The organism is Nonomuraea montanisoli (genome assembly GCF_013363975.1).
Lineage (GTDB): Bacteria > Actinomycetota > Actinomycetes > Streptosporangiales > Streptosporangiaceae > Nonomuraea > Nonomuraea montanisoli.
In genome coordinates this window covers 506,322-529,638 of the sequence record NZ_JABWGN010000003.1, presented here as the reverse complement: position 1 = coordinate 529,638, position 23,317 = coordinate 506,322, and the positions used below count along the sequence as shown (strand labels likewise).

The following is a 23,317-nucleotide window of genomic DNA, read 5'->3' as shown; positions in this document are numbered from 1 at the left end:
CGGGTTCGGGGACGTCCGCCTAGAGTCCGGGCTTGGTGATCGGCTTTCCCGGCCGAAAGCTTTCGGGAGAGGACTCCATGACGGCGCGAACTCCATGACGGCGCGGACGTACGGCAACCCGGTGGTGCCCGGCTTCCACCCCGACCCGAGCGTGTGCCGGGTGGGCGACGACCACTACCTCGTCTGCTCCAGCTTCGAGTACTTCCCCGGCGTGCCGATCTTCCACAGCCGCGACCTGGTGCACTGGCGGCAGATCGGCAACGTCCTGGACCGGCCCTCGCAACTGCGCCTGCCGCCGGGGCTGCCCGCCTCCGGCGGCGTCTACGCGCCGACGATCCGCCACCACGACGGCGTCTTCCACGTGATCACCACGGTCGTCGGCGGCGAGGGCACCCTCCTCGTCACGAGTGACCGCCCCGAGGGCCCGTGGTCCGACCCGGTCCGGATCGACCTGCCGGGCATCGACCCCGACCTCGCCTGGGACGAGGACGGCTCGTGCTGGTGCGCCTTCTCCGGTGTCAGGCTGGCGCGGATCGACCCCGTGGCGGGCAAGGTGCTGGAGGGGCCGTACGAGGTGTGGTCGGGCACCGGCGGCAAGTACCCGGAGGCGCCGCACCTGTACCGGGTGGACGGATGGTGGTACCTGCTGCTGTCGGAGGGCGGCACCGAGCGCGGCCACGCCATGTCGATCGCCCGGTCCCGCTCGCCGCGCGGCCCGTTCGAGCCCGGCCCGGTCAACCCGATCCTCACCCACCGCGGCACCGACCGGCCGATCCAGAGCACCGGCCACGCCGACCTCGTCCAGGCCGCCGACGGCACCTGGTGGATGACGCTGCTCGGCACCCGCCCGCGTGGCCACACGCCGGAGTTCCAGGTGCTGGGCCGGGAGACGTTCCTCGTGCCGGTGGAGTGGGTGGACGGCTGGCCGGTCGCCGGGCCCGTCGAGGAGCGCCATCCCGCACCCGCCGCGTGGCACCCGTTCCCGGCCGAGCCCGCCCGGGACGACTTCGACGCCGACCGCCTGGCCCCGCACTGGATCTCGCCGCGTGCCCGCCCGGACGGCTCCTGGTCGCTGGGCGGCGGCCGGCTCACGCTGCACGCCACCGGTCCCACCCTCGACCGGCCGGGCCACACCTTCGTCGGCCGCCGCCAGCAGCACCACGACTGCCGCGTCACCGCCCTGCTCGACCCCGGCTCCGCCACGGCCGGGCTGTCCGTGCGGATGGACGAGGCGCACCACTACGACCTGGAGGTGGGCGGCGGCTCGGTGCGGGTGATCGCCCGCATCGGCCCGCTGCGCCAGTGCGTGGCCGAGCGGCCGGTGCCGCCCGGCCCGGTGCTGCTCGCCGTCGAGACGCGCACCCGCGACGTGCTCCCGCCCTCCGTCGTCGGCCCGGACGCCGGGTCGATCGGGGAGTCCGCCGGCGTGGGGAGCTGGGGCCCGGACATGATCGTCTTCTCGGTCGGCGACCTGCCGCTGGCCGAGCTGGACGGCCGCTACCTGTCCACCGAGGTCGCCGCCGGTTTCACCGGGCGGGTCATCGGCATGTACGCCACGGAGGGCAGCGCGAGCTTCGACTGGTTCGCGTACGAGGCGACGGGGGCCTGATCCGGCGTCCTGGATTCTGGTGAGCAGGGCGGCCGTTCCATCTCCCGGAACATGCCGGTGAAGGGCGGAAACGCCGTGAAACGTCAGCCATCTGACGTGGAGGGGAGTTCTGGCGTAGCTCTTGACATGCTCTCAGCCCCGATGATCTGCTGTCAGTGAATCGGAACGTCGTTCCGTATAATGGAATGGAGCTTCATGGAGCAGGAGCATGCGATCGCCGGTGAGCCGCGGTGAAGGCCCTCGTCTTCACCGCGCCGGGCGTCGTGGAGCCGCGCGACGTGCCCGAGCCCGAGGTCGGCCGGGGCGAGGTGCTGGTCCACGTCGTCACGTCCGGCATCTGCGGCAGCGAGCTGCACGGCATCAGGACCCCGGGCTTCCGGGTGCCGCCCCTGGTGATGGGGCACGAGTTCGCCGGCCGCACCGACGACGGGCGGGCGGTGGCGGTCAACCCGATCCTGTCCTGCGGCACGTGCGACGTCTGCGCCGCCGGGCTGCGCAACGTGTGCCGGAACCGGCAGATGATCGGCGTGCACCGGCCCGGCGGGTTCGCCGAGCGCGTCGCGGTGCCCGCGGGCGCCGTCGTGCCGCTGCCCGACGGGCTCGGCTGGACCGCCGCGGGCCTCGTCGAGCCCACCGCCAACGCCGTGCACGCCTGGCGGCTGGCCGGGCGCCCGGCCGGGGCGCGGATCGGCGTGCTCGGCGCCGGCGCCATCGGGCTGACCTGCCTGCTGGCCGCCCTCTCCGGCGGCGCCGCCACCGTCGAGATCGCCGACCGCTCGCCGGAACGGCTCGCCATCGCCTCCCGGCTCGGCGCCGCCGCCACGGGCCCCGAGCTGACCGGCGAGTACGACGTGGTGTTCGACGCCGTCGGCGTCGCCGCCACGCGCGAGCAGTCGCTGGCCCGCCTGCGCCCCGGCGGCGCGGCCGTCTGGCTCGGCCTGGCCGACCAGGCGGCCGGCTACGACGCCCGCGACCTGGTACGCGGCGAGAAGCGCGTGCTCGGTTCCTTCGCCTACGACGACGCCGACTTCGCCGGCGCGCTCGGCCTGGTCCCCGGCTGGGACCTGAGCTGGGCCGAGACCTTCCCCCTGGCCGAGGGCGCGGACGTGTTCACGGCACTCATGAACGGCGGCGCCACCCCCGTCAAGGCCCTGCTCACCCCCGGAACGAGGTAGAAGACCATGGCCCGCATCGTCCTCGTGGGCGCCGGCAGCATCACCTTCGCCAAGAACCTGCTGTCCGACCTCCTGACCTTCCCCGAGCTGTCGGAGTCGACGATCGTCCTGCACGACATCGACCAGGCCCGGCTCGACACCGCCGAGGCCATGGCCCGGTGGATGGTCGCCGAGCTGGGCATCGGCGCGCGGATCGAGGCCCACGCCGAACGCCGGGCCGCGCTCGCCGGCGCCGACTACGTGATCAACGAGATCGCCGTGGGCGGCCTGGAGGCGGTCGAGCGCGACTTCGCGATCCCCGCCTCGTACGGCATCCGGCAGACCATCGCCGACACCCTCGGCATCGGCGGCATCTTCCGCGCCCTGCGCACGATCCCCGTGATGGTCGGCATCGGCGAGGACCTGGCCGAGCTGGCGCCGCGCTCCACCCTGTTCACCTACACCAACCCGATGTCGATGATCCCGTGGTCGGTGTACGCGGGCACCCCGTTCCAGAACGTCGTCGGCGTCTGCCACGCCGCCCGCGACACGCAGAGCACCCTGGCCAGGATGGTCGGCGTCCCCGAGGAGGAGATCTCCTTCCTCACCGCGGGCGTCAACCACCAGGGGTTCGTGCTGCGCTTCGAGCGCGACGGCGAGAACCTCTACGACCGCCTGGACGAGCTGATCGCCAAGGACCCCGAGCTGGCCCGCCGGGTCCGCGTCGAGGTCTACCGCGCCTTCGGCTACTTCCCGACCGAGTCCAGCGAGCACGGCTGCGAGTACCTGCCCTGGTTCCTGCCGCACGAGGAGGAGGTCGAGCGCTACCGGATCCCGGTCGGCGTCTACCTCGACTGGCTGGCCGACGGCTTCGAGGAGTACGAGGGGTACAAGCGCTCGCTGGAGGAGGGCCGCGGCGTGCCGATCCAGCGCGGCGAGGAGCTGGCGTCCCTGGCCATCCACTCGATGGAGACCGGCACCCGCCGGATGATCCACGGCAACGTCCGCAACGGCGGCCTCATCTCCAACCTGCCGCCGGAGGCCACCGTCGAGGTGCCCTGCCACGTCGACCGGGCCGGTGTGCAGCCGGTGCGCGTCGGCGAGCTGCCCGCCCAGGTCGCCGCGCTCAACCGGACGTTCCTCAACGTCAGCGAGCTGACCGTGAAGGCCGCGCTCGAGGGCCGGCGCGACCACGTCCACCAGGCCGCGCTGCTCGACCCCAACACCGCCGCCACGCTCCCCGTCCGGCGGATCCGCGAGCTGGTGGACGACCTGATCGCGGCCCACGGCGACCTGCTGCCGGAAGGGATCAGGCGTGGATGACGCGGACGTGCCCCTCTCCCGGTACCGGCCGGTGCCGCAGCTTCGGGTCGCGGCCCACCGGATCGAGCGCGCCCGCGTGCCCGCCGTGGACGCCCACATCCACCTCGGCCGCTGGCTGACCGAGGACGGCGACTGGATGGTCAAGGACGTCCCGGCCCTCGTCGGCCTCATGGACGAGCTGAACCTGCGCGGCATGGTCAACCTCGACGGCCGCTGGGGCGGGGAGCTGGCCGAGAACATCGAGCGTTACGACGCCGCGTACCCCGGCCGCTTCGCCACCTTCTGCCAGGTCGACTGGTCGCGGACGGCCGAGCCCGGCTTCGGCGAGCGCCTGGCCGCCCAGCTCACCCGGTCCGTGGCCGAGGGCGCCGCCGGGCTGAAGGTGTGGAAGGACGTGGGGCTGCGGGTCCGCGACCACCGCGGCGAGCTGGTCATGCTCGACGACCCCCGGCTCGACCCGCTGTGGGCGGCGGCCGGCGCGGCCGGCATCCCGATCGCCCTGCACACCGCCGACCCGGTCGCCTTCTTCGAGCCGGCCGACGAGCGCAACGAACGCCTCGAACTCCTCGCCGCCCGGCCCGACTGGAACGTCTCCGGACCCGGGTTCCCGCCGTTCGAGCGGCTGATGGAGGCCATGGAGGCGATGGTCGCCCGCCACCCGGCCACCACGGTGATCGGCGTCCACGCGGGCTGCTGGCCGGAGAACCTGGGCTTCGCGAGCCGGATGCTGGACACGTACCCGAACTTCCACATCGACATCGCGGCCCGCGTCGCCGAGCTGGGACGCCAGCCCCGCGCCACGCGCGCCCTCATGCTCCGGCACCCCGGCCGGGTGCTGTTCGGCACCGACGAGATCCCGCCCCACCCGGAGGTCTACCGGATCCACTTCCGGTTCATGGAGAGCGACGACGAGGCGTTCGCGCACTCCCTGGACGACCCGCCGCTGATGGGACGCTGGACGATCTCCGGCCTCGACCTGCCGGACGACGTCCTGGAACGCGTGTACGCCGCCAACGCGCTCGCGCTCGTGCCCAGGCTGGCCTGACGGCCGGGGCTCACCTGCAGGGCGCGTACGGCTTGTCGAACAGGGAGTAGTCCTCGGGCTTCTTGAGCGAGTTGAACTTCAGCGTCTTCGACTTGGCGCAGAAGCTCGACGGGGCCGTCGCGTACTCGACGTGGAAGACCGGCTTGCCCGCCTTGACGAAGACGTTCAGCTCGGAGCACTCGTCGAACTGGAAGCACTCCTCGTTGACGGCGTAGTCGAAGGAGGACACGAGCTCCTCGGCCTGGCTGAGGTCGTTCTTCAGCGCCACGGACAGGCCCTTGGCGTGGGCGAGGGCGGCCAGCGCCTTGTTGTAGGTGAGCTGGGTGGCGGGGCTGACGGTCCAGCCGGTGACGGACTTGCCCTCCTCGTGGGCGTTGACCACGTCGAACTCGACGCCGTCGAAGCCGGCCTGCGCGCACTTGTCGACGCGGGCCGCCATCATCTTCAGCAGGAAGTCGCGCTGGCCCTTGTCGTTGTTGATGTTCGCCCAGCGCTCGTTGGGGAACTCCTCGCTGAACGGCTTGCCCAGCAGGGACTTGCCGTGCGCGTTGTGCCAGTCGACGAACTCCTGGTAGTCGGGCCGGAACTCCTCGATCGAGCCGGCGTCGACATAGCAGATCGCCTTGGCGCCCTTGGCGTGGATCGCCTTGACAGCCGCCGTGTTGAGCGTCGTGTTGTTGCCGGTGACCTCCGCGGCTGCGTACAGGTCGATGTCGAAGACGCTCGGCCGCACGCACGCCCCGCCGCTCTGGGGCACCCCGCAGATCTCGACGTTGACGCCGCCGGTCGAGGCGTAGGTCTTGCTGCCCTGGAGCTGGTACTGCCAGCGGCTGTCCACCGGCGGCCGCCAGATCCCCGCCGCCTTCGTCGTCGAGGTGGGCGTGAGCGTCACGGTCGCCTGCGCCGCGGCCTGGGACGGGGCCTGGAGGCCGAGCGCGGCGGCCGGCACGAGGGCCGTGACGGCGGTGAACCGGGTCAAGAACGTGCGGAGGCTGACCACCACGTTACCTTTCTGTCGCTTTCCATTCCACAATACGGAATGTGGTTCCGCCTATAAGCAAAGCGAGGATCACGCGGCGTTGTCAACCGGAACGCCGAAACCCCGCCGCGCGTCCAGGCCGGCCGTCCCGATGCCGTTCGGCGGCTGGAGCGATCCAGCGGGGCGAGTGATCGGAGGGCCTTTCGGGGCGCCGACCTGGTGAAAGGCCGCGCCCCATGCCGCGCCGGGCGGCATGGGGCGCGCGGCTCGTCCCGGCCGTCAGAAAGTGGCCGTGGGGAGCGGCCGGGAGACGGCCGCGGGAAGTGGCCACAACGTGACGGCCGGGACGGCTCGCGACGTGATGCTCATGACGTGACAGTCGGCACGTGGCGGTCGGAACGTGACGGCGGGGATGTCGGCGGCGGTGGCCGTCAGGAGGTGGTGGTGGGGGAGGCGCTCGGCTCGGCGCCGGGCGACGTGCTCGGCGGCGTGCCGGGCGAGGTCGGGGAACTGGGCGAGGTCGGGGAACTGGGCGGCGTCGGGGAACTGGGGGTCGGCGAGGAGGTCGGCGGCTCGCCGGGCCGGTGATGGTCGCCGTCGCGCCACCGGCCGCCCCGGCCGTCGGGGAACGGCCGGCCGCGCCATCCCTGTCCGCCGCGCAGGGACACGTCGCGCACCGCCACGGCGGTGGCCGTCTCGCCGTCCACCTTGGCCATGACCATGACCTTCGCCCCGGCCTTCACCGAGGCGATGCCCGCGTCGCGGTTGACCCGGGTGTCGGCGTTGACCGCGTACTCCTTGGTGTAGCCGTCCTCGCTCTTGACCGTGACCGAGTCCTGGTCGACTGCCGTGACGTCGCCGTACTGGGTGGCGACGGTCGTGTACGTGCCCTCGCCGTCCGGCACGACGAACTCGCCGTGCAGCGCGGGGCCGCCGAAGCCCATCCGGTGACCCCAGCGCCGGCCCTGTCCCGGCCCCTGGTCGGTCGGGGGCGCGGACGGACTGGCGGTCGGGAGCGGGGTGTCGGTGGCTGTGGGAGACGGTGACGGCGCGGGGGAGAGGGCCGCCGCGGTCGCCACGCCGGCGCCGCTCACCACGACGAGCGCGGTGGCGGCGGCGAGCAGCAGGGAACGCGGCACGCGGCGCCTCGGCGGCTCGTCGGCCAGGGTCTCCGCGGAGCTGAATCCGTCCGGCTCAGGGCTCATCTGTTCCTCCCGATAGGTGTACAGACGACCACACTCCATGGAACTGGCTAAAACCGCCGTAAACGCCGCCACCTACACCCTCAGATACCTTAAACCTCCCTCTTTTCCTGCATGATGGGGAAGAAAAGAGAAGGTTGAACCATGAGCAATGACATCTTGGAGGTCCGCGATGCGTGACGACGTCTTCCTCTGCGACTCCGGCGGGACGCCCCTGCGCGACACCTCCGACCTGATGGACATCCTCGGCGAGGCCGCCTGGGGCGGCGCCCGCTGGGTCGCGCTCCCCGTCGCCCGCCTGCACGACGACTTCTTCAGCCTGCGTACCGGCGTGGCCGGCGAGATCGCGCAGAAGTTCGCCAACTACCGGGTCGGCCTCGCGATCGTGGGCGACGTCTCCCGGCACGTCGTCGCGAGCACCGCGTTCCGCGACTGGGTACGCGAGTCCGACCGGGGGCGGCACATCTGGTTCGTCCGCGACCTGGAGGAACTGGAGGCGCGCCTGGCCGACGGGTGAGGTCTCTCCTCGCCGCTACGCGCCGGCGAGGCGCGCGCGGGTGCGGGCCGGCGCCGACGGGGGGATCGCGGCGAGCACGTCCGCCAGCGACACCCCGGCCAGGCTGGCCCGCCACGCGGCGTGCGCGTCGGCCATCTTCTCGGCGAGGACGCAGGTGCGCCGGCAGTCCTCGGGCGGCAGCGCCCCCCGGCCGCGCTGGCGGATCTCCCGGCACTCGTACGGCGGCGACGTGCCGTCCACGGCCTCGACGATGTCCAGGAGCGTGACCTCGGAAACCGCCCGCGCGAGCCTGAACCCGCCCCGCGGGCCCGTCGTCGCGGCCAGCACTCCGGCCTTGACGAGGGCCTGCAACTGCTTGGCGAGATAGGGCGCCGGGAGGTCGTAGTACAGCGCGAGCTGCGCCGTCGACGCGGTGGCTCCCGGTTCGAGCTGCGCCAGGGTCGTGGCGCAGTGCAGCACCCACTCCGTGCTCACAGGCAGTTTCACGCTCCCCAGCATATCGGAGACATTGTGGACCTATATAGTCCGTGATAGCGTCCATGCCGAGACAGAGGAGAGATCATTATGCGGATCGCAGTCGCCGGCGCGACCGGCAACATCGGGGGCCTGACCGTCGCCGCCCTCGAAGCGGAGGGCCACGAGGTCGTGCGCGTCAGCCGCTCCCTCGGCGTGGACCTGCTGACCGGCGAGGGCCTCGACGACGCCCTCACCGGCGTCGAGGCGGTGATCGACGTCACCAACGGACCGGCGTCCGACGTGGCCGAGACCGTGGCGTACTTCGGCGCCGCCACGCGCAACCTGCTCGCCGCCGAGGAGCGGGCCGGCGTCCGCCACCACGTGCTGCTCTCGATCGTCGGCATCCACAAGGTCGAGGGCAACGCCCACTACGCCGGCAAGCGCGAGCAGGAGCGCCTGGTGGCCGAGGGGCCGGTGCCGTGGACGATCGTCCCGGCCACGCAGTTCCACGACTTCGCCGCGATGGTGGCGAGCTGGACCGAGCGGGACGGCGTCGCCACCGTCGCGCCGCTGCTCGTGCAGCCGATCGCGCCCGCCGACGTGGCCGGCGTCCTCGCCGGGATCGCGACGGGCGAGCCCCGGGGCCGGTACGCCGACGTGGCCGGGCCCGAGCCGCAGGACCTCGTGGACATGGCCCGGCGCACCCACCAGGCGCTCGGGCGCGCGGTGAAGCTGGTGCCGACGTGGTCGGGGCTGTTCGGCGAGGCGATGGCGGGCAACGTGCTGCTGCCCGGCGAGGGCGCCCACATCGCGCCCACCACGTTCGACGAGTGGCTCGCGGACCAGCGCCGGGACGCCTGACCCGCCGGCGCTTCACACCAACTGGTGCAGCGCGGCGATGACCTGCCGGCCGACGGGCGTGGTGAAGTCGCGGACCATGTCCGAGACGACGCCGGCCACCGAGGTCACCACGCCGCCCGCGGCCTCGATCTGCCGCAGGGCGGCCTGCTCGGTGCGGGCCGTCATGCCGCCGCACGCGTCCACCGGCACCTGCACGGACAGGCCGTGCGCGAGCGCGTCGAGGGCGGTGCGCAGCACCACGATCTCCGTGGTCACGCCGCAGATCACCAGGTTGCGGCGGCCGGTGGCCAGGACCGCCTCGCGCCACGCGGTGTCGTCCCAGCAGGACGGGCCGGTGCGTACGTACGGCTCGGCCTCGGGCAGTTCCTCGATCACCTCCGGACCGCCCGGCCGGGGCGCGGCCGAGACGGTGAACGGGATGCCGAGCACCGGGGCGAGCGCCCCCAGCACTCCGGCCGCGCGGCGCAGGGAGGAGGCCGGGTTGGTGGCGCCGGCGGGGACGATCGAGTCCTGGAGGTCGGCGAAGACGAACTGCACGGTGGCGGGGTCGCGCATGATTCACGCTCCAAATCGTTCACAATCTGAATGATGAAGAGACGGTAGCATTGCCACCATGAACGCCGTCAAGCTCACTTCGACGCTCACCTTCCGGCTCGGCACCCTCGGGGCCGTGGTGACCGACCGGTTCTCGGCGCGCCTGGCGGCCCACGACCTCAAACCCAAGCACGTGGGACTGCTGGCGGTGCTGGATTCCGGGGCGGCGGCCTCGCAGCTCGACGTCGCCAAGATCATGAACGTGGCGCCCAGCCTGGTGGTCTCGCTCGCCGACCGGCTGGAGGAACTGGGGGCGGTGCGGCGCGAGCGCGACCCGTCCGACCGGCGCAGGCAGATCCTCACGCTGACGGCCGAGGGGCGCGACCTGCTGGCCGCGTGCGCGCGGGCGGCGGCCGAACTCGACGCGGAGCTCCTGGAGGGGCTCGATCAGGACGGGGCGGAGACGCTGCGCGCCGCCCTGGGCGCGCTCGCCCGCCACACCGGCCTCCCCGCCGACTGACCTCCCACCCACGCCACGCGCCCAGTCCGCGCGCTCACCCGCCCACGCCGCTCGTCCAGTACGCGCGCCCATGCACCCGCCCGCCCGCGCCGCTCGGCGTAGGCGCGCGCGCCTACGCCGCCGCTCGTCCAGGTCTCTCGCCCAGGCCGTGCGTCCCCGCTGCCCGCCGCCCCAAGCCCATGGCCCGCCGCCCAGGCCCGCGTCATCCGGCAGGCCCGCGTCATCCGGACGGTGGCCGCCTGGAGTCAGGGCTCGACGGGGTGGAACGCGGCACGCAGGCCCGCCGGTGCGAGGCGTCCGCAGAACGCGGGCACCGCGGCGGCCGCGTCCGGCGCGCGTACGTGGAAGCGCTGGGCGATGCGGGACGTCGCGAGGGTGAGCTGGCGCATCGCCGCCGCCGCGCCCAGGCAGCGGCGGGGGCCGGACCCGAACGGCAGATACGTGCCGGGCGACGGACGCGCGGCCGGCCACCGGGACGGGTCGAAGACGTCCGGGTCGGGCCACCAGCGCGGGTCGCGGTGGATCAGGTACGGGATGGACAGCACCTCCTCGCCCGGGCGCAACCGCCACCCGCCGAAGTCGACGGCGGCGCACGCGACCCGCGTCATCGTCCACGCGGGCGGACACAGCCGCAGGACCTCCCGGACCACCGCCTCGGCCAGCGGCAGCCGCGCCCGCGGACACCCACCCCCGGCCGGTATTCCCTCCGGCCCCGGCGGCCCGTCCTGACCGTGAGCCCCGCCCACCCCCCGTGGCCCGTTCCGACCGTGAGCCCCGCCCACCCCCGGCAGGCCGCCTTCGTGTGGCCGCTCGTCTCCGCCCCAGGGGGCGGCGTCGCCTGGCCGCCCGTCTCCGTCCCAGGGGCCGGCTTCGGCGGCGAGGGCGGCGGCCAGGTCGGGTCGGATCGCGAGCTCCCGGACGACGGAGGTCAGCGCCGCCGCGGGCACCCCGTGCCCGCCGATCAGCACGGTCCACAGTGCGGACGTCACCGACGCGTCGCTCATCGCCGGACGCGCCGCGAGCAGGACGTCGAGCAGATCCCGGGGCGGCGTCCCGGCGGCTCCGGCGCGTCGCGCGCGCACCAGCCCCGTCAGCGTCTCGGACGTACGGCGATGGACGCGGAAGAACCGCCGGTTGCGCGGCAGCGGGATCCACCCGGGAAGCTGGTAGCCCGCGTCCTCGAACGGCAGCAACGCCGCGTGGACGGCCGCCAGCAGGCCGGGAACGCCCGCCGCGTCCTCGCCGAGGCACAGCTCGGCCACGGCCCGCCCGGCGACGTCGAGCATCAGCGGCAGCACCTCGACCTCGCGGCCCGCCGTCCGGTCCAGCGCGTCGTCCAGGAGCGCGACGAACCGCCCGTCCATGCCCACGACCATGGGCGCGGCGTCGGCGAGGGCGGGACGCAGCGCACGGCGCGCCCCCATCCACGGACGGGCCGCCTCGCCCGCGTCGTCCGGAGCCGACGTCCCGGCGAACGGCGCCGGCTCCGTGACGTAGTCCCGGTTGGTGGCGGTCAGGACCTGGTGGGCCAGCCGCGGATCGACGGTGAAGACGATCCGCTCGTCGAAGGAGAACACGTCGCCGTAGTCACGGTGATGACGGCGCAGGAACCCGACGCGGTCCTTCTCGTACGCGGCGACGTTGCCCAGCAGCCAGTGACCTCGGGGCCCCGGCGGGCGTGCCGTGTCCAACCGGCGAGTGCCGGCTACTCGCCGCCGTGGTACGGCCAGTACGGGTACTTACCGCTGACCCGGACCTTGCCGACAAGACGGGCGGCAACGTGACGCAACAATCGCACGACTCCCTCACCATCCTCGCTGGTCTTGCTGGTCTTGCTGGTCGAAAGGACAACGTGACTATCCATCACGTTCTTCTCCCGGTCAAGCGGCCGTTAGGGTTCGTGGCATGACAGATCAGCGGACGGACCCGGTGCGGGCCGCCATGGCCGGAGAGCTCCGGCTTCTCGACCGGGAGGTGAGGTCGTCGGCGCGGCTCATGGCCGAACTCCTGGATCCCGAGTTCACGGAGATCGGCGCGTCCGGCCGGTTCTGGAGCCGGTCGGAGATCATCGCCAGTGTCGTGGAGACCACGCGGCCGTCGGATCCGCCGATCACGGTGAGCGAGATGACCGGTGTCCTGCTCGCCCCCGACCTCGTCCATCTGACCTACGTCAGCGACAACGGCGGGCGCCGCGCCCGCCGCAGCTCCGTGTGGCGCCGGTCCGGGGACGCCTGGCGGGTGTACTTCCACCAGGGAACGCTGAGCTCGCTCTGAGCGGCCCTCGCCGGCCCGCATGGACGCGGCAATCGACGCCATAGCCGGACGAGCGGGTTAAATCGGTTGAGCGAGTGAGTACTCGCTCATTAAGCTCCCTCGCATGACCAAGAGGCGAAGGGTGCCCGCCATGGCGCCCGAGGACCGCCGCGCCGCGCTGATCGCCGCAACGATCCCCCTGTTGCGCGAGCACGGAGCTGCGGTCTCCACCCGCCAGATCGCCGAGGCCGCGGGCGTGGCCGAGGGCACGATCTTCGGCGTCTTCCCCGACAAGGCCTCGCTGCTGCGCGCGGCGCTGGCGAGCGCGTTCGACGCGCAGCCCGCGCTGGACGCGCTCGCGGCCATCAGCACCCGGCTGGAGCTGCGCGTCCGGCTGCGTGAGGCGGTCACGCTGCTGCGGGCGGGGATGAGCGCCAACGCCAAGCTTCTGGTCGTGTCCGGGGACCTGTCGGCTCACGACCCCGGGCTGCACGAGCGGATGCTGGACAACCGGCGCCGGATCGGGACGGCGATCGCCGCCCTGGTCGAACCCGACCGCGACCTGCTGCGCCGCTCTCCCGAGGGCGCGGCGCACCTCCTCCTCATGCTGATCGCGGTGAGCGTGCACCGCGGCTTCGGCCTGGGCGGCGACTTCGGCGACATGGACGACGAGGAGATCGTCTCCGTGCTGCTCGACGGGCTGCTCGTGCGCCCCTCCTCCACTCCTCCCACAGAAAGCGCCTCGTGATGCTGCTCCGGCTCCTGCGGGCCCGGCTCAGGCCGTACGGGAAGGAGATCACGCTCGTGGTCCTCTTCCAGTTCGTGCAGACGCTGGCCACGCTCTATCTCCCCACCCTGAACGCCGACATCATCGACGACGGCGTCGTCAAGGGCGACACCGGTTACATCGCCCGCGTCGGGCTCGTGATGCTCGGGGTGACGCTCGTCCAGATCGTCTGCTCGATCGTGGCCGTGTACTACGGCGCGCGGACCTCGATGGCCCTGGGCAGGGACCTGCGGGCCGCGATCTTCCACCGGGTGCAGGAATTCTCCGCCCAGGAGGTCAACCGGTTCGGCGCGCCGTCCCTGATCACCCGCACCACCAACGACGTGCAGCAGGTCCAGTTGCTCGTGCTGATGACGCTCACGATGATGGTGGCCGCGCCGATCATGTGCGTCGGCGGCATCGTGCTGGCGCTGCGCCAGGACACGGCGCTGTCGTCGCTGCTGCTCGTCCTGCTGCCCGTGATGATCGTCATGGTGGGCGTGATCGTGATGCGGATGCGCCCGCTCTTCCGCACGATGCAGGAGCGCATCGACCGGATCAACCAGGTGCTGCGCGAGCAGATCACCGGCATCCGGGTCATCCGGGCCTTCGTCCGCGACCAGCACGAGCGCGAGCGCTTCGGCGTGGCCAACGAGCGGCTGACCGACGTGTCGCTGCGGGTCGGCCGGCTGATGGCGCTGATGTTCCCCTCGGTGATGCTGGTGGTGAACGTCTCCAGCGTCGCGGTGGTGTGGTTCGGCGGTCACCGCATCGCCGACGGGAGCATGGAGGTGGGCGCGCTGACGGCGGTGATCTCCTATCTCATGCAGATCCTCATGTCGGTGATGATGGCGACCTTCATGTTCATGATGATCCCCCGGGCCGAGGTGTGCGCCGAGCGCATCGAGGAGGTGTTCGGCGCCGAGCCGACCGTCGCCCCGCCGGCCGCCCCCGTCACCCCGCGCAGCCGGATCGGCGAGCTGGAGCTGCGCTCCGTCGACTTCCGCTACCCGGGCGCCGAGGAGCCGGTGCTGTGCGGCGTGAGCTTCGAGGCGCGGCCGGGCCGTACCACCGCGATCATCGGCAGCACGGGCAGCGGCAAGACGACGCTGCTCAACCTCATCCCGCGCCTGTTCGACGCGACCGCGGGCGAGGTGCGCGTCGACGGGGTCGACGTGCGCGACCTCGACCCGGCCGCCCTCTCCCGCGCGGTCGGCCTGGTCCCGCAGGCGCCCTACCTCTTCTCCGGCACGGTCGCCTCCAACCTCCGGTACGGCCGGCCGGACGCGACCGACGAGGAGCTGTGGCGGGCCCTGGAGGTGGCCCAGGCCCGGGAGTTCGTCGAGGCGATGCCCGGCGGCCTGGAGGAGCCGATCGCCCAGGGCGGCACGAACGTCTCCGGCGGCCAGCGCCAGCGCCTGGCCATCGCCAGGGCCCTGGTGCACCGGCCCGAGATCTACCTGTTCGACGACTCCTTCTCCGCCCTCGACTACGCGACCGACGCCCGGCTGCGCGCCGCGCTGGCCGAGGAGATCACCGACGCCACGATCGTCATCGTGGCCCAGCGGGTGAACACGATCCGCGACGCCGACCGCATCCTCGTGCTCGACGACGGCCGGGTGGTGGGCAGCGGCGACCACGCCGAGCTCATGGCCACCTGCCCGACGTACCGCGAGATCGTGCTGTCCCAGCTCACCGAACAGGAGGCCGCGGCATGACGAACCAGGCGCCCGCGCGCCGGCCCCAGCCCGCCTTCGGGCCGGGCCGGATGATGTCCGGACCCGCAGAGAAGGCCCTCGACTTCGGCGGCTCCCTGCGCCGCCTGCTGCGGCTGCTGCACCCCGAACGCGCGCTGCTGACCGTCGTCCTGGCTCTCGGGACGGCCAGCGTCGCCCTGACCGTGACCGGCCCCAAGATCCTCGGTCACGCCACGGACCTGATCTTCTCCGGCATCATCGGGGCCCGCCTGCCCGCGGGGATCACCAAGGAGCAGGCCGTGGCCGGGCTGCGCGCCCGGGGCCAGGGCACGTTCGCCGACATGGTCTCGTCGATGAACGTGGTGCCCGGCCACGGCATCGACTTCACCGCGCTCGCCCAGGTGCTGGGCTGGGTGCTGGCGATCTACCTGCTGGCGGCGCTGCTCGGGATCGTCCAGTTCCGGCTGACCACGACCGTCGTGCAGCGGGCGGCGTCCCGGCTGCGCGAGCAGATCGAGGCCAAGCTGGCGCGGCTGCCGCTGAGCTACTTCGACGGCCAGCCGCGCGGCGAGATCCTCAGCCGCGCCACCAACGACACCGACAACATCGCGCAGACGCTGCAGCAGACGATGAGCCAGCTCATCTCGTCGGTGCTGACGGTCGTGGCGGTGCTGGTGATGATGTTCTGGATCTCGCCGGTGCTGGCGCTCATCGCGCTGGTCACGGTGCCGGTCTCGGTGTACGTGACCGCGGCCGTCGGCAAGCGCTCGCAGCCGCAGTTCGTCAAGCAGTGGTCGTCGACGGGCAGGCTCAACGGCCACATCGAGGAGATGTACGGCGGGCACACGCTGGTCAAGGTGTTCGGCCGGCAGCAGGAGGCCGCCGAGACCTTCGAGCGGCACAACGAGGCCCTGTTCGCCTCCAGCTTCCGCGCCCAGTTCATCTCCGGGATCATCCAGCCGGCGATGATGTTCATCGGCAACGTCAACTATGTGCTGGTGGCCGTGGTCGGCGGGTTCAAGGTGGCGTCGGGCTCGATCTCGCTGGGCGACGTGCAGGCGTTCATCCAGTACTCGCGGCAGTTCAGCCAGCCGCTGACCCAGGTGGCCGGCATGGCCAACCTGGTGCAGTCGGGCGTCGCCTCGGCCGAGCGGGTCTTCGAGCTGCTGGAGGCGCCGGAGCAGTCGCCGGAGCCGGCCGAGCCCGCGCGGCCCGAGCGGGTCAGGGGACGGGTGGCGTTCGAGGAGGTGTCCTTCCGCTACGCGCCCGACCGGCCGCTGATCGAGAACCTGTCGCTGACCGTGGAGCCGGGCCAGACCGTGGCCATCGTCGGCCCCACCGGGGCGGGCAAGACGACGCTGGTCAACCTCATCATGCGCTTCTACGAGGTGACCGGCGGCCGGATCACGCTCGACGGCGTCGACATCGCCGAGATGTCCCGGGAGGAGCTGCGCGACCAGATCGGCATGGTGCTGCAGGACACGTGGCTGTTCGGCGGCACGATCGCGGAGAACATCGGCTACGGGGCGCAGGGCGCCACCCGCGAGCGGATCGAGGCCGCCGCGCGGGCCGCCCACGTGGACCGCGTCGCGCACACGCTGCCCGACGGCTACGACACGGTGATCGACGAGGAGGGCGCGACGGTCAGCGCGGGCGAGAAGCAGCTCATCACGATCGCCCGGGCGTTCCTGTCCGAGCCGGCGATCCTCATCCTGGACGAGGCCACCAGCTCGGTCGACACCCGTACCGAGGTGCTCATCCAGCGGGCGATGAGCTCGCTGCGCGAGGGCCGCACCAGCTTCGTGATCGCCCACCGGCTCTCCACGATCCGCGACGCCAGCCTGATCCTGGTCATGGAGAACGGGCGGATCGTCGAGCAGGGCACGCACGAGTCGCTGCTGGCGGCCGACGGCGCCTACGCCCGGCTGTACTCGGCCCAGTTCGCCCAGGCGGTCGCCGAGGTGGACTAGCCCAGGCGGTCGCCGGGACGGACTAGAGGTCCGGCTCGGCGGAGGCGGCCTCCGTCCGCGGGATCCCGTCCCGCGGCGCCCCCGGCCGCCTCCGCCTCGCCGGCAGCCTGCCCTGGGTGACGGCGAGGACGGCTCCGGCGAGCAGCACGCCCGCTCCGGCCGCCTGGACCGTGCCGAAGGACTCGCCGAGGAACACGGCGGAGCACGTGGTCCCGATGACGGGAACCAGGAACATCATGATGGACGCCGACGCGGGCCCCACGGCGTGGACGCCCCGGTAGTAGAGCACGTTCGCCACCGCGGTGGGGCCGAGCGCCACGAAGACCACGTTCACCCAGACGTGGGCGGGCACGCTGCCCCAGTCGACCTCGGCGGCGGCCGGCGCGCTGGAGAGGGCCAGCAGCACCGACCCGCTCAGGGTCGCGTACGTCGTGGCCCTGAGCGGGTCGATGCCGGCGAGGACGCGGCGACCGGACAGCGTGAACGCCGCCCAGCAGCAGGCGCTGAGCAGGAACAGCAGATCGCCGGCGAGCCGCGCCTGGCCCGCGTCCGACGCCCCGCCCGAACCCACGAAGAACACCACGGCGCCGGCCGCCCCGGTCGCCAGCCCCGCGACCCGCGCCGCCGACGCCTTCTTCCGGCGCGTCACCAGGAGGAACGCGGTCGTCAGCACGGGACTCATGACGGGGACGATGGTGCTCCCGTCGATCGCCGGGGCGAGCGACAGCCCCCAGAAGAACAGCAGGTTGTAGACGAAGACGCCGAGCACGCCCGCCCCGGCCGCCCGCGCCCAGTCCCGGAGCGACGCGCGCCGGCCACCGTCCGGCCGGGACGACCGCAGGGCGACCAGGAGGGCCAGCGCGCCGCCGCCGAACCGCAACGTCGCCACCACGGAGTGGGGCAGGTGGTCGACGATCACCTTCGAACTGCTGAAGCCGACTCCCCACAGCACCATCGTCGTGGCCAGGAGGAGGTAGGGCTGGGTCCTGACGGCGTCACTCGGCACGGGGGTCACCTCTCCATCGCGTCTTGCGCGCCCGAGCCCGAGGAGCCGGGCGCTCCGGCGGAATCATCCTGGTCCGGGGGTGACCGCCCGGTCTTGTACGCTCGTGCGCCTGATCCCGTACGCACGTCCACGTGAGGAACGAGGTGACGAGGAGATGACCGGCGAGGGCCGCCCGGCCCGGGAGTGGACCAGCTACTGGCGCTCGGCCGAGCTGCCGCTGGAGGCCATGTACGCGAGTTTCCTGCGCCATCGCTACCACCGGCACAGCCACGAGACGTACTCCTTCGGCGTGACCGAGCACGGCGCGCAGACCTTCACCTGCCGCGGCGCCGGGCACACGAGCGCCGCCGGGATGGTGATGGCGTTCAACCCCGACGAGGTGCACGACGGGCACGCGGCCCACGAACTGGGCTTCACGTACCGCATCGTCCACATCGGCCGGGAACTGCTCGCCGACGTGCTCGCCGACAGGGCCGGGCACGCCGTCGGGCTGCCCCTGTTCGCCGCCCCGGTCCTCGACTCGCCCGTCCTGGCGACGCGGCTGCGCCGGCTGCACACCGCGCTGTCGCGCGGCGCCGCGCCGCTCGAGCGCGACGAGGCGCTCTCCTCCGCCGTCGCCGCGCTCGCCGGTCTGGCCGCGCGTACGCCGGCGGCGCCGCCGGCCGCCGTCCGCACGCCGGCCCTCACGCGGCTCGCCGCCAGGGCGCGCGAGCTCATCCACGACCGCTACGCCGACCCGATCAGCGCCGACGACCTCGCCACCTGGACCGGCGGCAGCCGGTACGCCGTCTACCGGGCCTTCCGCACGGCCTACGGGCTGGCGCCGAGCGAGTACCAGCGCCAGGTGCGCCTGCGCGCCGCCCGCCGCCTGCTCGCCCTGGGGCACCCCGCGGCCCGGGTCGCCGGCGAGGTCGGCTTCACCGACCAGGCCCACCTCACCCGCTGGTTCGGCCGCTCGTACGGCGTCACCCCCACCCAGTACCGGCTGGCGCGAGCGGGCTGACGGTCAGACGCCGACGACGTCCGGCCAGAGCTTGCGGACCGTCTCGGCGCGCTCCTCGATCAGCCGCATGCGCAGGCTCCACTCCATGGGCGCGTAGTGGCCGGCGGCCGCCGTCTCCTGCCCCGGCCACTTGCGGTAGAGCAGGCCCGCCTCGCCGTGGAAGTAGCCGTGGCTGACGACGCTGGCCGGCACCAGCAGGCCCGTGTCGTCCGAGCCCGGGACGCCCATCCAGCCGCCCAGCGCGACGGCCAGCGGCCGGCGGATGCAGATGCTCGTGGGGTGCACCGGGAGCCGGTAGCCGTGGGTGCGCCAGTGCTCGAACACGTACCCCGGCTCCAGCCGGCCCGGCGCCGGGTCGCTGTCGAAGGCGACCGTCGAGCCGTCGGGCAGCAGGTCCAGGACCGGGGAGGTCGTCCACTGCACCAGCGGGTCCGACACCAGGACCTCGATGTCGCGGGCGAGCACGCCGGGGGTGAGGACGTCGTCGTGGTCCAGGTTCTTCACCAGGTCACCCCGGGACCGCGCGAGCGCCATGTTCCGCGTCAGGGCGACGCCGCCCCGGCGGCCCGTGGCGAACCTCACGACGGGATCCTCCGGCAGGATGTCGAGGGCCGCGCCGGTGTCGCCGTCCTCCTGGATGACCCACTCGACCTCCCAGCCCCGGGGTAACCGCTGCGAACGCACGGACTCGTAGGCTTCCAGGAGCTGCTCGCGCACCGGCCGGTGGCTGGGCGTGATGACGGAGATCAGGGGCACGTGACAGGACCGGCCTTTCCCGCTTCATGGTGTAGATGGGGCACAAGGAACATGAGACACCATTCGTGCGCGGCCTCGTGACGGCACTACTCCCGGCGGAGTAGTCCGGCCGGTCGTTGATCCCGGTGGGGTAGCGGCAGGTGACTCCGCTCGCAGGACGCCCCCGGAAGGGCGGCTGCACGACGATTGCGGCCGTGAGAAGTCCAGGGCTGCTGCGCCCCTACGTGTGGAGTTTCGCCGCCGTCGTCCTCCTGCAGGTCATCGGCGCCCTCGCCGGTCTGGCCCCGCTGCTGGCGGTCGTCGAGCTCGGCCGTGTCCTGCTGTCGCCCGGCCCGGTCGACCACGGTCGCGTCTGGACCGTCGTCGTCGCCGGCGCGGCCGGCCTGCTGGTCCGGCTGCTGTTCACGGCCGCGTCGTCCGGGATCGGGCACCTCGTCGACGGCCAGGTGCAGCTCGCGTTGCGCCGGCGGCTCGCCGCGCGGCTCGGACGCGTGCCGATCGGCTGGCTCTCCCGGCGCCGGACCGGCGAGCTGGCCAAGGTGGTGGGCGACGACGTGAGCGCCGTGCACCCGTTCATCGCCCACGCCCCCGGCGAACTCGTCGCCGCCTTCGTGGTGCCGCTGGTGTCGCTGGTCTACCTGTTCACCGTCGACTGGCGGCTGACGCTGATCACGCTGGCGCCCGTGGTGCTGGCGGTGGCGCTGGTGCCCCTCATGATGACCCCGGCCCGGCTGCGCGAGCAGAAGGAGTTCGACGCGGGCATGGGCCGGATCTCGAACGCCGCCGTCGAGTTCGCGCAGGGCATCGCGGTGGTCAAGGCGTTCGGCGGAGCCGGTCGCGCCCATCGCAGGTTCCGCACGGCCGCCGACGAGTTCACCGACACCTTTCTGCGCTGGGTGCGCGGCATGGCGCCGATCGCCGCGGGGATGCAGCTCGCGCTGTCGCCGCCGTTCGTGCTGCTCGTCGTGCTCGTCGGCGGCGCGGCGCTGATCACGAACGGCGCCATGGAGCCGGCCGGCCTGCTGCCCTTCCTGCTGCTGGGACTCGGCCTGACCGCTCCGGTGGCGGCCCTCGGCCACGGCTTCGACGACCTGCAGGCCGCCCGGCGCGCCGTCGGCCGGATCGGCGACGTGCTCGCGGTGCAGCCGCTGCCGGAACCCGCGCACCCGGTCGCGCCCCAGGGACACCGGGTGGAACTGCGGGGCGTGCGCTTCGGCTATGAGGGTGGGCACGAGGTGCTGCGCGGGATCGATCTGGTGCTGGAGCCGGGGACGGTCACCGCGGTCGTCGGGCCGTCGGGAAGCGGGAAGTCCACGCTGGTCCAGCTCCTGCCGCGGTTCTTCGACCCGACGCACGGCTCGGTCGTCCTGGGCGGCGCCGACCTGCGCGAGATCGGCGGCCGCGAGCTGTACCGGACGGTCTCCTTCGTCTTCCAGGACGTCCGCCTGCTGCGCGCGTCGGTCGCGGACAACATCGCGCTGGCGGTGCCGCACGCCGGCCACGACGACGTGGTCCGCGCCGCCCGCCTGGCCGACATCCACGACCGGATCCTCGAACTGCCCCGCGGCTACGCGTCGGTGATCGGCGAGGACGCCGGGCTGTCGGGCGGCGAGGCGCAGCGCATCGCGATCGCGCGGGCCCTGCTCGCCGACGCGCCCGTCCTGGTGCTCGACGAGGCGACCGCCTTCGCCGACCCGCAGACCGAACAGGCGGTGCGCCGCGCCCTGGCGGCCCTGGCGGGCGACCGGACCGTCCTGGTCATCGCCCACCGCCTGGAGACGATCGCCGACGCCGACACCGTCGTGATGCTGGAGAACGGGGCGGTCGTCGAGCGCGGCGCGCCCGCCGAGCTGCTGGCGCGCGACGGCAGGTTCGCCGCGTTCTGGCAGGCCCACCGATCGGCCGTCGCCGGCGAGAGCGACGCGCCCCGAGGAGACGAGCCCCGATGATCCGTATGTTGCTGCGCGTGCTGGGACACGAGTACGCCCGGCCGGTGCGCCGCACCGTGGCCCTGATGACGACGACCGCGGTGGCCGAGGGGCTGTCGTACGCGCTGCTGGTGCCGGTGCTGCGGGCGCTGTTCGGGAGCACGCCCGCCGGCGCCCGCCCCTGGCTGGTCGCGTTCGGGACCGCGGTCGCCGTCTACGCGGCGCTGCGCTACCGCAGCGACCTGTCCGGTTTCCGCGTCGCGACCGCGCTGCTGCGCGGCATGTACCACCGGCTCGGCGACCACCTGGCCCGGCTGCCCCTCGGCTGGTACGGCGCGGCCCGCGTCGGGGAGGTGTCCGTCCTGGCCGGCCGCGGCGTCCTGGAGTCCATGAGCGTGATCGTGCACCTGCTGGCGCCGTTCCTGTCCGCCTGCGTGACTCCGCTGACGATCGTGGCCGTGATGCTCGCCTACAACGGGCCACTGGGGCTGGCAGCGCTGGTCGCCGCACCGGTCGTGGCGGCCGTCCAGGTCTGGACGGGACGCTCGATGGCCGCCGACGACGAGGAACGCCACGAACGCGACCACGAGGCCGCCGGACGGGTCATCGAATACCTCCAGGCCCAGCCGGTGCTGCGAGCCGGCGGCCGGACCGACGAACGCTTCCGGCTGCTCGACGACGCGCTGCGGGAGGTCCAGCGCGCCTCCCGCCGTACCGTGCTGTCGGCGCTGCCCGGCACCCTGGGCCTGACGCTCGCGGTGCAGGCGGTGTTCACCGCGCTGCTGGTCCTGGGGTCGTACCTCGCGCTCGGCGGGACCGTCGGCGTGGCGGAGGTGCTGACGATCCTGGTGCTGGCCGCCCGCTGCGCGGACCCGCTGCTGTCGCTGTCGAGCATCGGCGGCAAGCTCCGCGGCGCGCGCTCCGTGCTGGCCAGGCTCGACGCGGTGCTGCGCACCGAGCCGCTGCCCGAGGCGCCCGAACCGGTCCAGCCGGTACGCCACGACCTGGAGTTCGCCTCCGCCGTCTTCCGGCACGGCGACCGCGCGGTGATCGACGGCGTGTCCTTGTCGGTGCCCGAGGGGCAGCGGCTGGCCGTCGTCGGGCCGTCAGGCGCCGGCAAGAGCACGCTGCTGCAGTTGCTCGCGCGCTTCCACGACGTGGACGGGGGAGCGGTGCGGCTGGGCGGCGTGGACGTGCGGGAGATCGGCACGGAGACGCTGATGGCGCGCATCGCGATGGTGTTCCAGGACGTCTACCTGTTCGACGGGACGATCGAGGAGAACGTGCGGCTCGGCCGTCCCGGCGCCACCGACGCCGAGGTGCGGGCGGCGGCGGCCGCGGCACGCCTGGACGAGGTGATCGAGCGGCTGCCCGGCGGATGGGCGGCGAACGTCGGCGAGGGCGGCGCGCTGCTGTCGGGCGGCGAGCGCCAGCGCGTCTCCATCGCGCGGGCGCTGCTGAAGGACGCGCCCGTCGTCCTGCTGGACGAGGTGACCTCCGCGCTGGACCCGGTGAACGAGGCGGCCGTCCACCAGGGCATCGAGCGGCTGATGGCGGGGCGGACGGTGGTCATGGTGGCGCACCGGCTGCGGACCGTCCGCCGCGCCGACCGCATCGTCTTCCTGGACGGCGGCCGGATCGTGGAGGAGGGCGGCCACGACGAGCTGCTGCGCCGCGGCGGCCGCTACGCCGAGTTCTGGAACCTCTCCCTCACGCCCGCGGCGCGCCCATGAGCCGG

Annotated in this window: 21 protein-coding genes; 14 read left to right on the top strand and 7 right to left on the bottom strand. The window is 73.0% G+C overall.

Going from position 1 to position 23,317, the window contains the following annotated elements; genetic code table 11:
- Positions 1 to 94: 94 nt before the first annotated feature.
- From HTZ77_RS09310 to HTZ77_RS09295, 4 genes are all read left to right on the top strand, one after another.
- Entirely contained in the window at positions 95 to 1,609 is a 1,515-nt protein-coding gene (locus tag HTZ77_RS09310; RefSeq protein ID WP_175589061.1) for a glycoside hydrolase family 43 protein, read from the top strand.
- A gap of 230 nt (positions 1,610 to 1,839) precedes the next feature.
- Positions 1,840 to 2,784, top strand: coding sequence for an alcohol dehydrogenase catalytic domain-containing protein (locus HTZ77_RS09305; RefSeq protein ID WP_175589060.1), 945 nt, complete (start codon positions 1,840 to 1,842; stop codon positions 2,782 to 2,784).
- 6 nt (positions 2,785 to 2,790) lie between these two features.
- Positions 2,791 to 4,086: an alpha-galactosidase gene (gene melA, locus HTZ77_RS09300; protein WP_175589059.1), complete on the top strand. Its 1,296-nt coding sequence runs from the start codon at positions 2,791 to 2,793 to the stop codon at positions 4,084 to 4,086.
- Complete coding sequence (locus HTZ77_RS09295; RefSeq protein ID WP_175589058.1) at positions 4,079 to 5,131, top strand: amidohydrolase family protein; 1,053 nt, start codon at positions 4,079 to 4,081, stop codon at positions 5,129 to 5,131. The genes melA and HTZ77_RS09295 overlap by 8 nt, the downstream gene beginning before the upstream one ends.
- Before the next feature lie 10 nt (positions 5,132 to 5,141).
- On the opposite strand, the gene HTZ77_RS09290 is transcribed toward HTZ77_RS09295, so the two are convergent.
- A complete protein-coding gene (locus tag HTZ77_RS09290; RefSeq protein WP_175589057.1) occupies positions 5,142 to 6,134 on the bottom strand; it encodes an endo alpha-1,4 polygalactosaminidase in 993 nt (330 codons plus the stop codon).
- Positions 6,135 to 6,541: 407 nt separating this feature from the next.
- On the bottom strand, positions 6,542 to 7,315 hold the full coding sequence (locus HTZ77_RS09285) for a hypothetical protein (protein ID WP_175589056.1): 774 nt from the start codon (positions 7,313 to 7,315) through the stop codon (positions 6,542 to 6,544).
- A gap of 169 nt (positions 7,316 to 7,484) precedes the next feature.
- Here HTZ77_RS09285 and HTZ77_RS09280 point away from each other — a divergent pair, with 169 nt between their 5' ends.
- Positions 7,485 to 7,829 (top strand): DUF4180 domain-containing protein, encoded by a 345-nt coding sequence (locus tag HTZ77_RS09280; protein WP_175589055.1) that lies wholly within the window; start codon positions 7,485 to 7,487, stop codon positions 7,827 to 7,829.
- A 15-nt stretch (positions 7,830 to 7,844) separates the two neighbouring features.
- Here HTZ77_RS09280 and HTZ77_RS09275 read toward each other — a convergent pair whose 3' ends face one another.
- On the bottom strand, positions 7,845 to 8,315 hold the full coding sequence (locus tag HTZ77_RS09275) for an RrF2 family transcriptional regulator (protein WP_175589054.1): 471 nt from the start codon (positions 8,313 to 8,315) through the stop codon (positions 7,845 to 7,847).
- Positions 8,316 to 8,393: 78 nt separating this feature from the next.
- On the opposite strand from HTZ77_RS09275, the gene HTZ77_RS09270 reads away from it, so the two are divergent.
- A complete protein-coding gene (locus HTZ77_RS09270) occupies positions 8,394 to 9,146 on the top strand; it encodes an SDR family oxidoreductase (RefSeq protein WP_175589053.1) in 753 nt (250 codons plus the stop codon).
- Between the two features lie 12 nt (positions 9,147 to 9,158).
- Here HTZ77_RS09270 and HTZ77_RS09265 read toward each other — a convergent pair whose 3' ends face one another.
- Positions 9,159 to 9,701 carry an isochorismatase family protein gene (locus tag HTZ77_RS09265; RefSeq protein ID WP_175589052.1) on the bottom strand — a complete coding sequence of 181 codons (543 nt, stop codon included), beginning with the start codon at positions 9,699 to 9,701 and terminating at the stop codon, positions 9,159 to 9,161.
- Between the two features lie 58 nt (positions 9,702 to 9,759).
- Here HTZ77_RS09265 and HTZ77_RS09260 point away from each other — a divergent pair, with 58 nt between their 5' ends.
- Positions 9,760 to 10,200: a MarR family winged helix-turn-helix transcriptional regulator gene (locus HTZ77_RS09260; RefSeq protein ID WP_175589051.1), complete on the top strand. Its 441-nt coding sequence runs from the start codon at positions 9,760 to 9,762 to the stop codon at positions 10,198 to 10,200.
- A gap of 245 nt (positions 10,201 to 10,445) precedes the next feature.
- Here HTZ77_RS09260 and HTZ77_RS09255 read toward each other — a convergent pair whose 3' ends face one another.
- Positions 10,446 to 11,891 (bottom strand): cytochrome P450, encoded by a 1,446-nt coding sequence (locus HTZ77_RS09255; RefSeq protein ID WP_175589050.1) that lies wholly within the window; start codon positions 11,889 to 11,891, stop codon positions 10,446 to 10,448.
- A gap of 214 nt (positions 11,892 to 12,105) precedes the next feature.
- On the opposite strand from HTZ77_RS09255, the gene HTZ77_RS09250 reads away from it, so the two are divergent.
- From HTZ77_RS09250 to HTZ77_RS09235, 4 genes are all read left to right on the top strand, one after another.
- The gene (locus HTZ77_RS09250; RefSeq protein WP_175589049.1) at positions 12,106 to 12,474 is read left to right on the top strand and encodes a nuclear transport factor 2 family protein; all 369 of its coding nucleotides are present in this window, start codon (positions 12,106 to 12,108) and stop codon (positions 12,472 to 12,474) included.
- Between the two features lie 103 nt (positions 12,475 to 12,577).
- Positions 12,578 to 13,201 (top strand): TetR/AcrR family transcriptional regulator, encoded by a 624-nt coding sequence (locus HTZ77_RS09245; protein ID WP_175589048.1) that lies wholly within the window; start codon positions 12,578 to 12,580, stop codon positions 13,199 to 13,201.
- Complete coding sequence (locus HTZ77_RS09240; protein WP_175589047.1) at positions 13,201 to 14,937, top strand: ABC transporter ATP-binding protein; 1,737 nt, start codon at positions 13,201 to 13,203, stop codon at positions 14,935 to 14,937. Before HTZ77_RS09245 ends, HTZ77_RS09240 begins: the two co-directional genes overlap by 1 nt.
- On the top strand, positions 14,934 to 16,886 hold the full coding sequence (locus HTZ77_RS09235) for an ABC transporter ATP-binding protein (RefSeq protein ID WP_175589046.1): 1,953 nt from the start codon (positions 14,934 to 14,936) through the stop codon (positions 16,884 to 16,886). The genes HTZ77_RS09240 and HTZ77_RS09235 overlap by 4 nt, the downstream gene beginning before the upstream one ends.
- 22 nt (positions 16,887 to 16,908) lie before the next feature.
- Here the strand turns inward: HTZ77_RS09235 and HTZ77_RS09230 are convergent, their stop codons facing one another.
- Positions 16,909 to 17,892 carry a DMT family transporter gene (locus HTZ77_RS09230; protein WP_205302325.1) on the bottom strand — a complete coding sequence of 328 codons (984 nt, stop codon included), beginning with the start codon at positions 17,890 to 17,892 and terminating at the stop codon, positions 16,909 to 16,911.
- A gap of 154 nt (positions 17,893 to 18,046) precedes the next feature.
- Between HTZ77_RS09230 and HTZ77_RS09225 the strand changes: the two genes are divergently transcribed.
- On the top strand, positions 18,047 to 18,895 hold the full coding sequence (locus HTZ77_RS09225) for an AraC family transcriptional regulator (RefSeq protein ID WP_175589045.1): 849 nt from the start codon (positions 18,047 to 18,049) through the stop codon (positions 18,893 to 18,895).
- A 3-nt stretch (positions 18,896 to 18,898) separates the two neighbouring features.
- Here the strand turns inward: HTZ77_RS09225 and HTZ77_RS09220 are convergent, their stop codons facing one another.
- On the bottom strand, positions 18,899 to 19,651 hold the full coding sequence (locus HTZ77_RS09220; protein ID WP_175589044.1) for a glycosyltransferase: 753 nt from the start codon (positions 19,649 to 19,651) through the stop codon (positions 18,899 to 18,901).
- Between the two features lie 194 nt (positions 19,652 to 19,845).
- On the opposite strand from HTZ77_RS09220, the gene HTZ77_RS09215 reads away from it, so the two are divergent.
- Positions 19,846 to 21,600: an ABC transporter ATP-binding protein gene (locus HTZ77_RS09215; RefSeq protein ID WP_328808499.1), complete on the top strand. Its 1,755-nt coding sequence runs from the start codon at positions 19,846 to 19,848 to the stop codon at positions 21,598 to 21,600.
- A complete protein-coding gene (locus HTZ77_RS09210; RefSeq protein ID WP_175589043.1) occupies positions 21,597 to 23,312 on the top strand; it encodes an ABC transporter ATP-binding protein in 1,716 nt (571 codons plus the stop codon). The genes HTZ77_RS09215 and HTZ77_RS09210 overlap by 4 nt, the downstream gene beginning before the upstream one ends.
- Positions 23,313 to 23,317: the final 5 nt, after the last annotated feature.

Excerpts from the sequence above, each read along its gene's own strand:
- HTZ77_RS09235 (WP_175589046.1), top strand. The coding sequence starts at position 14,934 with ATGACGAACCAGGCGCCCGCGCGCCGGCCCCAGCCCGCCTTCGGGCCG.
- HTZ77_RS09265 (WP_175589052.1), bottom strand. The coding sequence starts at position 9,701 with ATGCGCGACCCCGCCACCGTGCAGTTCGTCTTCGCCGACCTCCAGGAC.
- HTZ77_RS09285 (WP_175589056.1), bottom strand. The coding sequence starts at position 7,315 with ATGAGCCCTGAGCCGGACGGATTCAGCTCCGCGGAGACCCTGGCCGAC.
- HTZ77_RS09310 (WP_175589061.1), top strand. The coding sequence starts at position 95 with ATGACGGCGCGGACGTACGGCAACCCGGTGGTGCCCGGCTTCCACCCC.
- HTZ77_RS09245 (WP_175589048.1), top strand. The coding sequence starts at position 12,578 with ATGACCAAGAGGCGAAGGGTGCCCGCCATGGCGCCCGAGGACCGCCGC.
- melA (WP_175589059.1), top strand. The coding sequence starts at position 2,791 with ATGGCCCGCATCGTCCTCGTGGGCGCCGGCAGCATCACCTTCGCCAAG.
- HTZ77_RS09250 (WP_175589049.1), top strand. The coding sequence starts at position 12,106 with ATGACAGATCAGCGGACGGACCCGGTGCGGGCCGCCATGGCCGGAGAG.
- HTZ77_RS09240 (WP_175589047.1), top strand. The coding sequence starts at position 13,201 with ATGCTGCTCCGGCTCCTGCGGGCCCGGCTCAGGCCGTACGGGAAGGAG.
- HTZ77_RS09210 (WP_175589043.1), top strand. The coding sequence starts at position 21,597 with ATGATCCGTATGTTGCTGCGCGTGCTGGGACACGAGTACGCCCGGCCG.
- HTZ77_RS09270 (WP_175589053.1), top strand. The coding sequence starts at position 8,394 with ATGCGGATCGCAGTCGCCGGCGCGACCGGCAACATCGGGGGCCTGACC.
- HTZ77_RS09260 (WP_175589051.1), top strand. The coding sequence starts at position 9,760 with ATGAACGCCGTCAAGCTCACTTCGACGCTCACCTTCCGGCTCGGCACC.
- HTZ77_RS09280 (WP_175589055.1), top strand. The coding sequence starts at position 7,485 with ATGCGTGACGACGTCTTCCTCTGCGACTCCGGCGGGACGCCCCTGCGC.
- HTZ77_RS09225 (WP_175589045.1), top strand. The coding sequence starts at position 18,047 with ATGACCGGCGAGGGCCGCCCGGCCCGGGAGTGGACCAGCTACTGGCGC.